The sequence below is a fragment of the Ramlibacter sp. WS9 genome (assembly GCF_003797765.1).
In the GTDB taxonomy this organism is placed as follows: domain Bacteria; phylum Pseudomonadota; class Gammaproteobacteria; order Burkholderiales; family Burkholderiaceae_C; genus Ramlibacter.
The window spans coordinates 1-12,599 of the sequence record NZ_RKMB01000056.1; the positions used below are offsets into that span (position 1 = coordinate 1).

A 12,599-nucleotide genomic window follows, 5' to 3' on the forward strand; every position below is an offset into this window, starting at 1 on the left:
GGCGAGGGTGCCCCCCTCCCAGCCTCCCCCCTTTGGGGGGAGGCTGGGAGGGGGGCACCCTCGCCCGCGCCGCTCACTTGCTTTCTGCGCAACTTTCCCATCACCCCTTCCGGCATGAAGAGGATGCCGATCACAAGGATCAGGCCGATCACGCCCTTGCCCAACACCGCATATTCCCCACCCGTAAACGCAAACAACAGGCAAGTAATCGCAACCGCCCCAATCGCAGGCCCCGCCCAATGCCGCGTCCCCCCAAGAATGCTCATGAGCACCACCGTGAGCGGCACCGTGATGTTGAACGTCTCCGCCGTCGTCACGTAAGAGATGAACAGCGAATGGATGCCGCCCGCCAGGCCGGCGAGCGCACAAGACACAGCCAGCGCCACGAGCTTCGAGCGGAAGGTCGGCACGCCCATCACCTCCGCGGCGTCCTCGTCGTCATGGATGGCAAACAGGCCCGCGCCGAAGCGTGAATGACGAATGCCCCACGACACCAGCAGCGCGATCACCGCGGCCACGAGCATCATCATGTACAGGCTGGAGGTGGGCGATGGCCCGAGCTTCGGCACCGGCACCGCGTTCAGGTAGATGCCCGGCCCGCCGTCGATGGGCGTGTTGCCGATGATCGTGGCCAGCACGAACGTCACGGCAAGCGTCAGCAATGCGAACACCTCGCCGCGAACGCCGCGCACGCGGAACACCACCGCACCGACGCCAATGCCGATGACGGCCGAGACCAGCGCCGCCGCCGGCAAGGTCAGAAGGAAAGGCCAGTTGAACTTCGCCGCGAGTGTGGCCGACGTGTAGACGCCCGCACCGAAGTAGGCGCCGTGCCCGAACGAGAAGTAGCCCGCGTAGCCCGAGAGGATGTTCCAGGAGGTGGCCAGCACGATCCAGAACAGCGCGAGATAGAGAAACGATTCGTAGAACGCCGGAACCTTGAAAAAAGGCAGGGCGCCCATCAGCAGGCCGGCCGCGAGGATGCCGGCAGGAGCGGGGCGCCACCTCATCGCACGCGCCCCGGCCGCAGCAGCAGGATGAGGATCAACAGCGTGAACGACACCAGCGGCGCCCACGACGGTGAGGTTACCGCCATGGTCACGGCCTCGCTCACGCCGATCACGATGCCCGCAATGAGCGGCCCCAATGCGCTGCCGAGCCCGCCCAGCATGACGGCGGCGAACACCACGCCGACCCAGGTGTACATCTGCGACGGGCTGATGCTGCTCGAGAGCGCGATGCACACGCCCGCGATGCCCGCGATCGCCGAGCAGGTGCCCGCCAGCACGAAGCCGTTGCGCCGCTGGTCGATGCCAAAGGCGGCCGCGACGGGTGCGTCTTCCGCTGACGCGCGCAGCGCCTTGCCTAGGTCAGTGAAGCGCAGCACCGCCCACACCGCGAGCGAGATCGCTATCGCCAGCACCAGCGTCAACACTTCGGGAATCGGCAGGTACAGCGGGCCGAGCCGGAACTTCATCTCGGCGTAGTGCGATTCCAGCTTGCGCGGGTCGGCCGTCCAGATGGTCTGCATCAGCGATTCGACGATGCCCATGCAACCGAAGGTGAGTAGCAGCGAGCTGAATGGCGTGAGCTTGAATCGCTCGGTGAGCCAATGAAGGCCCGCGCCGAGTGCGAACATCAGGGGCACGATGCACAGCAGCGTGAGCAGCGGGTCGATCTTGACGACCACTGCGAGCTGCCAGCAGATGTAGGCTGAGAGGAAAGCGAACGCGAAGTGCGTGAGGTTGATCGTGCGCAGCAGGCCCCAGCTGAGGCCCAGGCCGAGACCCAGCAGGCCATAGAGCGCGCCGGCAAAGATGCCGGAGAGGATGGATTGCGAGAGCAGGGTCCAGCTGGGAATGGTCATGCCGTCGTCATTCCCGCGAAGAGCCTGCCCCCGCGAAGGCGGGGGCGGGAATCCAAGAACTCGTCATTCCCGCGGAGGCGGGAATCCAGGGCGCGTGCACCGTCATTCCCGCGGAGGCGGGAATCCAAGGCGTTGGAAGTGCCGGCTGGAAGCCTTGGATCCCCGCCTTCGCGGGGATGACGTCGGGGGGCGGGATGCCGCCGGCAGGCGCGAGCAACATCACCTTGCAATCATCTTCGCGCCGGGCGCTGCGAACTCCGGCGGGAACACCACCTGCCACTTCCCGTTCTGCACCTGCTTGATGCGCATCAAATCATCCCCGTAGTTCGACGGCCCATCGAAGCGCAGCGAGCCCTGGATCGTCTCGACACGGTTCTTCTTCAAGTAGTCCGCGATCGCCTTGTCGTCCAGGCTCTTGGTGGCGACGACGGCGCCCTCCAGGATCTGCCAGGCCGTGAACGAAGCAGCGGCCTGCACTTCCACCGACGTGTCGGGGAAGTTCGCGGCCTTCGCACGGTCGTGATAGGTCTTGATGAAGTCGGCCGCCTTCGGGCGCGTGCTGAAAGGCGCGTGCTCTTCGAAGATGGTGACGGAGAGCGCGCCCTGCGCTTCCGGCAACGTCACGAGCGGCCCCGGCGCGGGGTACAGGTAGAAGTGCTGCGGCGGTGCGTAGTCGATCTTCTTCATCGCGTCGAGCAGCAGGTTGCCGTCCAGGCCGATGGCGCCGACCCACACGAAGTCGGGCTTCGCATCCTTGATGCGGCTGGCGATGGGCCCGAAGTCGCGGTTGCCGAATTCCCATTCGAGGAACAGCACTTCCTGCAGGCCGCGCTTCTTGATCGTCTCGCGCGCGCCCATCGACATGAAGTGGATCGAGGGGAACTTGCTCGTCACCACGGCCACGGTCTTCGGCGGCTTCGGTCCCTTCGCGAGTGCCTCGAACACGGTATTGGTCGTCGTGACTCCGGGGTCCGAGCCCAGCGACCAGGCCGGGAACTGCATCTCGTACTTGGCGAGTGATGGCACACCCAGCGTGTGATGCACCAGCACTTTGTTGTAGCGCTGCGCGACGCCCATCGCAGAGAGGATCGCGCCGGTTGCGTACGGGCCCATCAGCAGGTCCACCTTGTCCGAGGTGAGCAGCTGTTCATACAGGGTGCGCGCCAGGTCGGCCTTGGACTGGTCGTCCTTCAGCACCCACTCGATCTTGCGGCCGAGCAAACCGCCGCGCTTGTTCAGGTCTTCCACGTAGATCTCGCCCACCAGCTTGTGCACTTGCGCGGTGGCGGAGAGGGGGCCGGTGAGCGCGAGCGTGCTGCCGATGCGGATCGGCGGTTGCTGCGCCCAGGCCGCGAGCGGCGAAGCGGCGACGGCCGCGGACACGGCGGCGCCGAGCACCGTACGGCGTTGGATGGACGATGTCTTGTTCATGGCTGTCTCCTGGTTGTTGCTTTGGGGCTGTCTATCGGGGCATGAAGCGTGCGATGAAGGTCTCGAACCCGGCGAGCACGCCGCGCAGGAACTCCTGGGTGTCGGGAACCATGGGCCCATCACCGTCGAACAGCGTGGCGACGCGGCCGAGGTAGACCTCCGGGTGCGGCAGCGTGATGGCGCCGCTGCCCGCGAGCGTCTGCTTCAACGCGAACGAACCGGCGAGCCCGCCGAGTGGTCCAGCGCTTTGAGCCATCACCAAAGTTGGCTTGCCCACCCACAGATTCTTCCCGTTGGGCTTGGAGGCAACGTCGATGGCGTTCTTCACGCCGCCGGGAATGGAGCGGTTGTATTCCGGCACGACGAACAGCACGGCGTCGCTTGTCTGTATGTCGTTGCGCAAACGCTGCCACGGCGCTGGTGCTTCGGCTTCCAGATCGCCGTTGTAGATCGGCAGATCGCCGATAGCGATCTCGTTCAACACCAGCCCAGCGGGTGCCAGCGAGCCCAGCGTGTTCGCGATGCGGCGGCTGTACGACGCCGCGCGCAGGCTGCCGACGACGACTCCGACTTTGTATGTCATGTTGTGCTCCTTGCTGCGAGCATCTGTTGGATGTCGCCGTTGTGTTCACCCAGCGTGGGCGGCGGCCGCACCGACAGCGACCGCTCGCCGTCGAACGACACGGGTGGGCGCACCGTGCGGAACTCGCCCATCGTTGCGTGCGTGGCCGACACCAGCAACTGCAGGTGCTGCGCCTGCGGGTCTTGCAGCGCCTCGCTGGTGTCGTACATGGGTGCGTGCGGCACGTCTTCGGCCAGCAGGCGGTTGCACCAGTCGGTGCGGGTGCGCGTGGCGAAGCGCTCGGACAGCACTTCGATCATCGCTTCCTGGTTGGCGATGCGCGCCTCGCGCGTCGCAAATCGCGCGTCCTGAAAAATGCCCGGCCGCTCGATCGCGTTGGCCAGGCCCTGCCAAAATTTCTCGGGAGACGACATGTGCAGTGCGATCCATTTGCCGTCCTTGCACTCCATCACGTACGACTGCGACACGCGCGGGCGGCTGAACGGCCCCATCACCTCGCCCGCCGAGTAGTAGTGCGTGAAGGCGTCCAGGTTCCAGTGCGTCATCGCTTCCAGCATCGACACTTCGACCTTGCGGCCATGCCCCGTGCGCGAGCGTTCGAACAACGCGCCGAGCACGCCATACGCCGCGTAGAAGCCGGTGACAGCATCGGCGATGGCCGGACCGACGACGCGCGGGTTCGCCGGGTTCACCAGCAGGTTCAGGTAGCCGCTGGCCGCTTGCGCGACCGTGTCGTAGCTCGGGCGCGAAGCCGAAGGGCCGGTGGCGCCAAAGCCGCTGATCGAGCAGTAGATGAGGCGCGGGTTGAGCGCGCGCAGCTGCTGCTCGCCGACGCCGAGCTGCTCGGCCACGCCGGGGCGAAAGTTCTGGATGTACACGTCGGCGGTCTTCACCAACTCGTAGAGCTGGTCCCGCTCCGCAGCCGACTTCGTGTCGATCGTGATGCTGCGCTTGTTGCGGTTGTAGGTCTGGAAGTGCGGGCTGTACAGGCCGCCCTTGAACGCGCGAAACGGGTCGCCCGTGCCCGGCTGTTCCACCTTGATGACGTCCGCGCCCAGGTCGCCCAGCAGCATGCCGCAGGCGGGCCCGGTGATGAACGTGCCCTGCTCGAGCACGCGCACGTCTTTCAGCACTTCGATCACGTCTTGCCTTCGTAGATCACTTCGCGTGTGGCCTGGTACGACAGCGCGAAACCGCTGGGGTTCACCGCTTCTTCGCACAGGTGCGCGATGAGGCCGGCCGTGCGCGCGAGGATGGGCACGCCGCGCAGGCCGACGAGCGGAAAGTTGGTGCCCAGCAGCACGGCCGGGATGGCGGCGGAAACGTTCAGCCGCAGGTCCTTGCCCACGACACCGGGGATCTCTTTTTCAATCGCTTCGGCAATTTCTACAAAACGCATGCTGGTACCGGCATCTTTTGCAACGGCGAACAGGCGCGCCACGCGCGGGTCGCGATCTTTGTGCAACGGGTGCCCATAGCCGGGCACCGCCTTGCCTGCTGCGCGCCAGCGCGCCACGACTTCGCGTGCGGCGGCATGCAGGTCGCCGTCTTTCGCTTGTTCGTTCACTTCGGTGAAGAGACGTCCGGCAGTTTCGGAGGCGCCGAGGATCACGCTGCCACAGCCGAGGATGCCGGCCGCCACTGCGCCTTGCAGCGCATCAGGCGCGGCGGCGTACGTCATGCGGCTTGCCTGCACGCTGGGCACGAGTCCATGCTCGGCGATGGCCACTAGCGTAGCGTCCAGCACCTTCGAGGCGCCGGGCGTGGGCCGTTGGCCGGTGACCAGCAAGCTGAAGTAATCGGTGAAGGAGATCTTGCCGATCAGGTCGTTGCACAGGTCTTCACCACGCACGGTGATGCTGTGTTCGTCGGAAGTGCAGATCGCGGTGCGCGGCACCGTGGATTTGCCGATCTTGTTGATCGATTTGCTGTCTCCGCTCATGCTGCGTCGCCCTGCGGAATCAACCGGAAGTCGTAGTGCGCCACGTGGTACGGCTTGCCCATCTGCCGTCCATCCATCGCCGTGCCGGGCTCGTGTTTCTCGAACTCCACGATCAAGCTCTCGCGCACGCCGAACACCGCGTCGGAATCCAGATACGGGCTGTCCTTCACGAACAGGTGCGTCACCACTTCCTTGTGGCCGGGCGCGGAGACCTTCATGTGGATGTGCCCCGGCCGGTTGGGATGCCGGCCCATCTTGCGCAGCATGTCGCCCACGGGGCCATCGGACGGCACCGGGTAGAAGGTCGGGCGGATCGACCAGAACCAGTAGCGGCCTTGCTCGTCGGTGCGGATGCGGGCCCGTGCGCGCATGCCGCTGTCTTCTCGCTGCATGTCGTACACGCCATCTCCGTCGCCCGACCAGATGTCGAGCAGCGCGCCCTTCAGCGGCTGCCCTTCCAGGTCCGTCACGCGGCCGCTGTAGAGCGCGGGCTCGCCGGGCACGCCTTCGGCGATGTCGCTGCCCAGCGGCAAGTCGGGCGCACCTTCCCAATAGAAGGGGCCTTGCACGGTGGCGTCGGTCGGCGGCGTGGCGCCGGTGCGGCCCTTCAGCGCGCGCGCATGTTCCAGTGCCACCACTTGCATCGACATGCCCAGCGTGTCCGAGAGCAGGATGAATTCCTGCCGCTTGTCGTCGCATTTCTTGCCGCAGGCGGTGAGGAACTGGATGGCGGTGAACCACTCGTCGCCCTTCAGGTCGACCTCGCGCGCGAACGCATGCATGTGGCGCACCAGCGAGCTCATCACTTCCTTGAAGCGCGGGTCCTGGCAGTCGGTGAGCCGCGCGATGACGGCGTCGGTGATGCTTTCGGTGTCGTATTCCAGTTGCGCCATGCGAGTGTCTCCGTGGTTGTGCGGGACTCTATCGATTGACAGCGCTGGGAAGAAGTGAAGAATTTCGATCATCTGAATCGATGCCGTCGATCATTCACCCTGGTAAACCCTATGGAACTGCGCCACCTGCGCTACTTCGTCGCCTTGGCGGAGTGCCTGTCTTTCACGCGTGCCGCCGAGCGCGTGCACGTCACGCAATCGACGCTGTCGCACCAGATCCGGCAACTCGAAGAAGAGGTGGGCCACCTGCTCTTCGACCGCATCGGCAAGCGCGTGATGCTCACCGAAGCAGGCGAGACTTTCCTCGGCTATGCGTCGCGGGCGCTGGGCGAGGTGGACCATGGTCTGTCCCAACTCATGCGCGCGGGCGATGCGCTGTCGGGCGAAGTGCGCATCGGCGCCACCGGCACTTTCAACATCGGCTTCGTGCCCGAGTGCGCGGCCATCTTCCTCAAGCGCAACCCGACGGTGAAGGTGACGGTGGACGAACTCGCGGGCGACGCCATCGCGCAGCGGCTGATCGACTCCACGCTCGATGTCGGCATCGCCTACCAGCCGTCGGACCCGGCGCGCCTGTGGTTCGAGCCGCTCTACACCGAAGAGATGGTGCTGGTGGTTTCGCCCAAGCACCCGCTGGCGCAGCGCAAGCGCGTGCGCATGGTGGAACTGCACCGGCAGAGCCTGGTGCTGCTGCCGCGCAGCTTCACCACGCGCACGATGCTGGACGAGTGCTTTCGCTCATGCGGTGTGGAGCCGGTGGTGGCCGCCGAGATGAACACCATCGCGCCGATGATCGGCCTGGTGGGCCGCACCCAGCTCGCGACCATCGTGTCGAGTCACGCCGTGCATCCGCGCGACGACGTGTGCGTGATCCCCATCGAAAGCCCGACGCCCGTGCGCACGCCGGGCATGCTGTGGAAGCGCGACGCGAAGCAGTCGCCGGCAGTGCGCTCGTTCGCGTCGTGCATCCGCAAGCTGGCGTTGGGGCGGAGCCTCCAGGTGGGTGCAGTGACGTCGGACGTCAGCGGCTGACGCTGCGCCTTCAGGCGCTATGCGAGTTCGATATCAGCCGGATTGACGCCGATCAGGGCGATCGCCTGGGCCGTGCTGGTAGGCGTCACGGCATCTGCGATCCGCATTCCTTCGGTGATCGATTTTTCCGCGGAATTGAAGCTCAGGCCCATGTCGACGCCGAACAATTTACCGACGGCATACTTGTTATCCAACAGGTCGGCGACCCAGCCGAATTGGGCGTTGCCTTTGAACGTGTGCGCCGAGGCCAGGATCGAAGTGACCAGGGTGCCCCTGCTTTCGACGCCCGAATCCAGCCCTTGTGTCCAGAAGGCCAAGCCTTCCGCGTCGGCGCCTTCGCTTCGTCCGAGGACGTTCCTGTAGACGACGTTGACGAAATCGGCGTTGCCCATCGAAGCCGAATATCCGGTCAGCGCGGAGTGCGCCACGCCCGCCTGATAGAACGCATCCGCAATGGAGCCGACCGCCATGCCTGCGTGGGCTTGCGAGAACCAGAAGTCGAGGCCGTCCGCGTCCGGCACGCGATCGAAGAAGGCCGTGTACAGCTCGACGATCGTCTTCGATACTTCAGAGCTCAACATTCCTGCGGTCGCCCCGACCTCCAGGTTCACGCTGTAGTCGGAGAAAACCAGCCGGTCGTAGTCCGTCACCACCACGCTCGGGTTGCTCGTCGACTTTTCTGCCACGGTCACCGTTCCGGCGTTCATGCTCACGCCGTATTTGGCGAGCGCTTTGCCGAACTGCGCCGTATGGGTGGACGTAGGGCTGACGTCTATCTTCCACTGGGCGTGGTCGCTGGCGGTTTCCTTGCCCATGACACCTTGCACGACCAGTTGATCGGGACCGGTCAGCAGCACTTTTGTGATGTCGGTGGCACCCGGCAAGACCAGCAAACCTTGCTGACCGAACGCCTTGTCCAGTGTGCCGTCCGGGGCGATCATGACCAGCACCCCGTAGTCGTGGTTGAACGAAACGCCCACGAGCAGGTTGCGGCCGTCGGGCAGCAGTTGGGCCGTTCTCACCGCGTACGAATCGACCGCCGCGCTTGCAGTGCCCTTGGTGCCGTACGAAATGTCCACCTTGCCTGCGTCGGTCAGCCTTGTCACGAAACCATGGGCTGCACCGCCAGTGAGCGACGTCGCGGAGACAAGGATGGATGAGCCATGCATCTCGATCGCACCGGGATAGTCCCTGGTGGCAACGCTTCCCATCCATGAATAGCCACCGAAGCCGAATGTGGAGTCCAGGGAGCCGTCGGGAAGGAACCGTGCGGCCAGCACATCCGAAGAGGAGCCACCGGTGCTGCCGACGATAAGCAATTTCCCGTCTGGCGCCACCGTCGAATCGCTGAGCCACGAGATATGTTGATTGCCGTTCGGCCCATCCACGACCGGCTTGTATCCACCCACCCCAAACGATGGGTCGGGCTGGCCCGATGCAAGCAGCCGGACGATTCCGTGCTGGGTTCCTTCTTCCCATGTGGCGACCCTGACGCCGACCACCAACAGCTTGCCGCCCGGAAGGGGATGTATCTCCTTGATATTCCGCAGCCAGGCGGAGAGGTCCGCGCGTCCCCCGACGCCAAACGTGGAGTCGACGGTTCCGTCCCCGTTCCACATCCGGATGGCAGCCCCGGGCACCTCGGCCGTGCCGATGAGCACCCCGCTGCGGTAGGCGGTCATGGCGGTGACGGCCCATTCGTGATGATCGATCAGGCCCCCAAGGCCGAAAGAGTCGTCGATCGTCCCCGACGCTGTGTACTTTCTGAACAAGCTGCCAAACCCGTAGGTGTACGCACCCGTTGGCCAGACATCCGGTCCCGCCAGGAGCGTGGACCCATCATTGAGCATCACCCCCACGACCGTGGAGTCAGACCCTGAGGTGATGGTCCGGACAAGACCGCCATCACCATAACCAGGAAGCAAGTAGCCGTACAAAGGAAACCCCCCGTTTGAAAGCCAGACTGTTATGTGACTTAGTGTAACTGGGACGGGACGCTGTTCCGGTGCCCGGCGATCGACTTCAGCCGTTGAGGTCGCGCGCGGCGGTTGCCGCCGCCGCGCGAAGCTTGTCTTTCTTGCTCGGGCGTTTGCCCTTGATGCCGCCTGTTCCCACGTCTGCCCTGGCAGGCGGCGCCGCAACGTCCACCGGCTCGAACTCAGGCACTTGTTCTCGCGGCAAGGTCATGTTCTGCCGCTTCTCGATGAGCCTGAAATGCGCCTCGGTATCCGCGCTCACGAAGCTCACGGCCAGGCCATTCGCGCCGGCCCGGCCCGTGCGCCCGATGCGGTGCACGTAGTCGTCGGCCGAGCGCGGCAGGTCGTAGTTGACCACCACCTCCAGCCCGGGGATGTCGATGCCGCGGGCGGCGAGATCGGTGGTCACCAGCACGTCCCAGCGCTCTTCCTTGAACTCCTTCAGCACCTCCGTGCGCCGGCCCTGGCTCATCTGGCCGTGCAGTGGGACGGCGTACACGCCGCGGTCGTACAGCTTGCCCGCCACGAGCTCCACCGCATAGCGCGTGGCCACGAACACCAGCACGCGCTCCCAGTCGCCTTCTTTGACGAGGTGGCGCAGCAGCTCGGTGCGGCGCTTTGTGTCCACAGCGATCACGCGTTGAACGATGGCGGGTTCTGCGCCGGCTTCGGACGCGACGTCGATGCGCACCGCGTCGTGCAGCAAGCTGTCCGCAAGGGCCTGCACATCCGGCGGAAAGGTGGCGGAGAACAGCAGGTTCTGCCGGCGCGCCGGCAACACGGCCAGCACGCGTTCGCGCTCCGCGGAAAAACCCAGGTCCAGCAGGCGATCGGCTTCGTCGAGCACCAGGGCTTCGACGGTGTCCAGGTGCAGCGCGTTGCGGTCCAGCAAGTCCAGCAGCCGCCCCGGCGTCGCCACCACGATGTCGGCGCCGCCGCGCAGGCCCATCATCTGCGGATTGACAGAAACCCCGCCAAACAGCACGGCCACCTTGGGCGGCCGCGCCGCGGCCGCCGCGAGTTGGCGAAACACCTCGCCCACTTGCGCCGCCAGCTCGCGCGTGGGTACCAGCACGAGCACGCGCGTGGGCCTGCGGCCGCTTGCGGGTTGGCGCACCGGGCCCAGCCGCTGCAGCAGCGGCAGTGCAAACGCGGCGGTCTTACCGGAGCCGGTGGCCGCCAGGCCGATGAGGTCGCGGCCTTGCAATAGGGGCGGGATGGCCTGGAGCTGGATGGGAGTGGGCGTGGCAAAGCCTGCTTCGACGCAAGCTTGCGAGAGGGCAGCAGACAGGCCCAGGGCCGCGAAGGTCGGCTCGGTCATGGCGAACGGGGTGGCAAAACGGGCTTTCTAAGAATGCGGCGAAGTGGGTATTGTGTCGAGCTCCGGATACCGGCGGAAAATGCACTGCTCGTTGAACGGCAGGCGTCGCTCGCTGCGCAGGTAAGCCGCGACCTTGGGCTGCGAAGCGACGCGTTGATGCAGCTCGACGACCAGCGGTGTGCGGGCAAGGACGCGCTCCGCCGCCAGCGGGAACGCATAGCGCAGGCCCTCGACCAGGTGGAACAGCGACAGGTCCGCATAGCTCAGGCGGCCGCCGACCAGGTAGCGCGCACCGGCCGGGTTCTGCGAAAGGATGCGCTCGAACCATTGCAGGAACTTGGGCATGCGCACACGGCAGAAGTCCTCTGCGCGGCGCAAGGCCTCGGGCTTCTGGTCCTCGTAGTAGAGGCTGGTGGCGATGGGGTGGTGCGTGTCGTGCGCCTCCGTCACCATGTCGGCGATGGTGAGCTGGATCTGCATCGTCCAGGTGCGCACCTGCTCGCTGCGCCCGACCAGCTTCAGCGTCGGCGCCAGGTACGCAAGGATGGCCGCAGTCTGCCCGACGACAAAGTCACCGTCCTTGAGAAATGGCGGGGCGAAGGGCGGTTGGCGCGCGCGCCGGTCACCCAGGGCGCGCTGCATCGCGGTCACCCCGGAGCCGGCGTCGTCCCCGCCGCGGGCGATGTCCACGTAGGGCGCGCCCGCGGCTTCGAGTGCGAGCCGCACGAATTCGCCGCGGCCCGGGATGCTGGGCCAATAGTGCAGTTCATAGGTCATGGACCCGACTGTAGCGAACCGGGCGCTATTTTCTGGACGCATGTCGATACCGGGCATGCTTCTTCGTCGTCAGAATGAACGCTACTGTTCCAGCAACCAACCCAGGAGAAACACATGAGATTCATGGTCATGGTCAAAGCCACCGCCGACAGCGAAGCCGGCGTCATGCCCAGCGAGCAGATGTTCGCCGAGATGGGCAAGTTCAATGAAGAGCTCGTCAAGGCGGGCGTGATGGAGGCGGGCGAGGGCCTGCACCCGAGCTCCAAGGGCGCCCGCGTGCGCTTCTCAGGCAAGGACCGCAAGGTCATCGACGGGCCGTTTGCAGAAACCAAGGAGCTGGTCGCCGGCTTCTGGATCTGGAAGTGCGCGTCCCTGCAGGAAGCGATCGAGTGGGTCAAGCGCTGCCCCAACCCGATGCCGGGCGACTCCGATATCGAAGTCCGTCAGATCTTCGCGGCCGAAGACTTCGGCGACGCGCTCACACCCGAGCTGCGCGAGCAGGAAGAGCGGCTGCGCGCGCAGGTCGAGAAGGACAAGGCCAAGTAGCCGTCATTGCCGGCTCGACCCACTACTGTCCGGAGAAGAACTGTCATTCGGCGGCCAAGCTGTTGATGCCGCTGAAAAATGGGCGAGTCTCGGGAAATCCATATCGACATGGCGGGGCGGGATCGGGGCGGCGGGGCACTCTGCGCTGCGAATGTCCCCCGTCGCGGCAAGCCGCTCCCTCCTCCTTTATTTCGCTGCGCAGAGCGCCCCACCACCCCGATCCGGGAGACG

12 protein-coding genes are annotated in these 12,599 nt (G+C 65.5%); 2 read left to right on the forward strand and 10 right to left on the reverse strand.

The window, feature by feature from the left end; all coding sequences use genetic code 11:
* The 7 genes from EEB15_RS32345 to EEB15_RS32380 all read right to left on the reverse strand — a co-directional run.
* Positions 1-1,010: branched-chain amino acid ABC transporter permease (locus EEB15_RS32345; protein WP_141514111.1), on the reverse strand; the 1,010-nt coding region annotated here is incomplete at its 3' end.
* Positions 1,007-1,867, reverse strand: coding sequence for a branched-chain amino acid ABC transporter permease (locus EEB15_RS32350; protein WP_141514112.1), 861 nt, complete (start codon positions 1,865-1,867; stop codon positions 1,007-1,009). The genes EEB15_RS32350 and EEB15_RS32345, both read right to left, overlap by 4 nt.
* 219 nt (positions 1,868-2,086) lie before the next feature.
* On the reverse strand, positions 2,087-3,298 hold the full coding sequence (locus EEB15_RS32360) for an amino acid ABC transporter substrate-binding protein (RefSeq protein ID WP_141514114.1): 1,212 nt from the start codon (positions 3,296-3,298) through the stop codon (positions 2,087-2,089).
* Positions 3,299-3,329: 31 nt separating this feature from the next.
* Positions 3,330-3,881, reverse strand: a complete 552-nt coding sequence (locus EEB15_RS32365; RefSeq protein ID WP_141514115.1) for an NADPH-dependent FMN reductase — start codon at positions 3,879-3,881, stop codon at positions 3,330-3,332.
* Entirely contained in the window at positions 3,878-5,023 is a 1,146-nt protein-coding gene (locus EEB15_RS32370; RefSeq protein WP_141514116.1) for a CaiB/BaiF CoA-transferase family protein, read from the reverse strand. Before EEB15_RS32370 ends, EEB15_RS32365 begins: the two co-directional genes overlap by 4 nt.
* Entirely contained in the window at positions 5,020-5,823 is an 804-nt protein-coding gene (locus tag EEB15_RS32375; protein ID WP_141514117.1) for a citryl-CoA lyase, read from the reverse strand. Before EEB15_RS32375 ends, EEB15_RS32370 begins: the two co-directional genes overlap by 4 nt.
* Complete coding sequence (locus tag EEB15_RS32380; RefSeq protein ID WP_141514118.1) at positions 5,820-6,716, reverse strand: dioxygenase; 897 nt, start codon at positions 6,714-6,716, stop codon at positions 5,820-5,822. The genes EEB15_RS32375 and EEB15_RS32380 overlap by 4 nt, the downstream gene beginning before the upstream one ends.
* Positions 6,717-6,827: 111 nt before the next feature.
* On the opposite strand from EEB15_RS32380, the gene EEB15_RS32385 reads away from it, so the two are divergent.
* Positions 6,828-7,748 carry a LysR substrate-binding domain-containing protein gene (locus EEB15_RS32385; RefSeq protein ID WP_141514119.1) on the forward strand — a complete coding sequence of 307 codons (921 nt, stop codon included), beginning with the start codon at positions 6,828-6,830 and terminating at the stop codon, positions 7,746-7,748.
* Between the two features lie 17 nt (positions 7,749-7,765).
* On the opposite strand, the gene EEB15_RS32390 is transcribed toward EEB15_RS32385, so the two are convergent.
* The 3 genes from EEB15_RS32390 to EEB15_RS32400 form a co-directional block, all read right to left on the reverse strand.
* Entirely contained in the window at positions 7,766-9,598 is a 1,833-nt protein-coding gene (locus EEB15_RS32390; RefSeq protein ID WP_233259716.1) for a DUF4214 domain-containing protein, read from the reverse strand.
* Between the two features lie 172 nt (positions 9,599-9,770).
* Complete coding sequence (locus tag EEB15_RS32395; protein ID WP_141514121.1) at positions 9,771-11,045, reverse strand: DEAD/DEAH box helicase; 1,275 nt, start codon at positions 11,043-11,045, stop codon at positions 9,771-9,773.
* A gap of 27 nt (positions 11,046-11,072) precedes the next feature.
* Positions 11,073-11,822: a glutathione S-transferase gene (locus EEB15_RS32400; protein ID WP_141514122.1), complete on the reverse strand. Its 750-nt coding sequence runs from the start codon at positions 11,820-11,822 to the stop codon at positions 11,073-11,075.
* Between the two features lie 114 nt (positions 11,823-11,936).
* Here EEB15_RS32400 and EEB15_RS32405 point away from each other — a divergent pair, with 114 nt between their 5' ends.
* Positions 11,937-12,368, forward strand: coding sequence for a YciI family protein (locus EEB15_RS32405; protein ID WP_141514123.1), 432 nt, complete (start codon positions 11,937-11,939; stop codon positions 12,366-12,368).
* Positions 12,369-12,599: the final 231 nt, after the last annotated feature.

Coding starts and splice junctions, on each gene's coding strand:
- EEB15_RS32360 (WP_141514114.1), bottom strand. CDS start 3,298: ATGAACAAGACATCGTCCATCCAACGCCGTACGGTGCTCGGCGCCGCC.
- EEB15_RS32375 (WP_141514117.1), bottom strand. CDS start 5,823: ATGAGCGGAGACAGCAAATCGATCAACAAGATCGGCAAATCCACGGTG.
- EEB15_RS32390 (WP_233259716.1), bottom strand. CDS start 9,598: ATGCTCAATGATGGGTCCACGCTCCTGGCGGGACCGGATGTCTGGCCA.
- EEB15_RS32350 (WP_141514112.1), bottom strand. CDS start 1,867: ATGACCATTCCCAGCTGGACCCTGCTCTCGCAATCCATCCTCTCCGGC.
- EEB15_RS32405 (WP_141514123.1), top strand. CDS start 11,937: ATGAGATTCATGGTCATGGTCAAAGCCACCGCCGACAGCGAAGCCGGC.
- EEB15_RS32385 (WP_141514119.1), top strand. CDS start 6,828: ATGGAACTGCGCCACCTGCGCTACTTCGTCGCCTTGGCGGAGTGCCTG.
- EEB15_RS32400 (WP_141514122.1), bottom strand. CDS start 11,822: ATGACCTATGAACTGCACTATTGGCCCAGCATCCCGGGCCGCGGCGAA.
- EEB15_RS32380 (WP_141514118.1), bottom strand. CDS start 6,716: ATGGCGCAACTGGAATACGACACCGAAAGCATCACCGACGCCGTCATC.
- EEB15_RS32395 (WP_141514121.1), bottom strand. CDS start 11,045: ATGACCGAGCCGACCTTCGCGGCCCTGGGCCTGTCTGCTGCCCTCTCG.
- EEB15_RS32365 (WP_141514115.1), bottom strand. CDS start 3,881: ATGACATACAAAGTCGGAGTCGTCGTCGGCAGCCTGCGCGCGGCGTCG.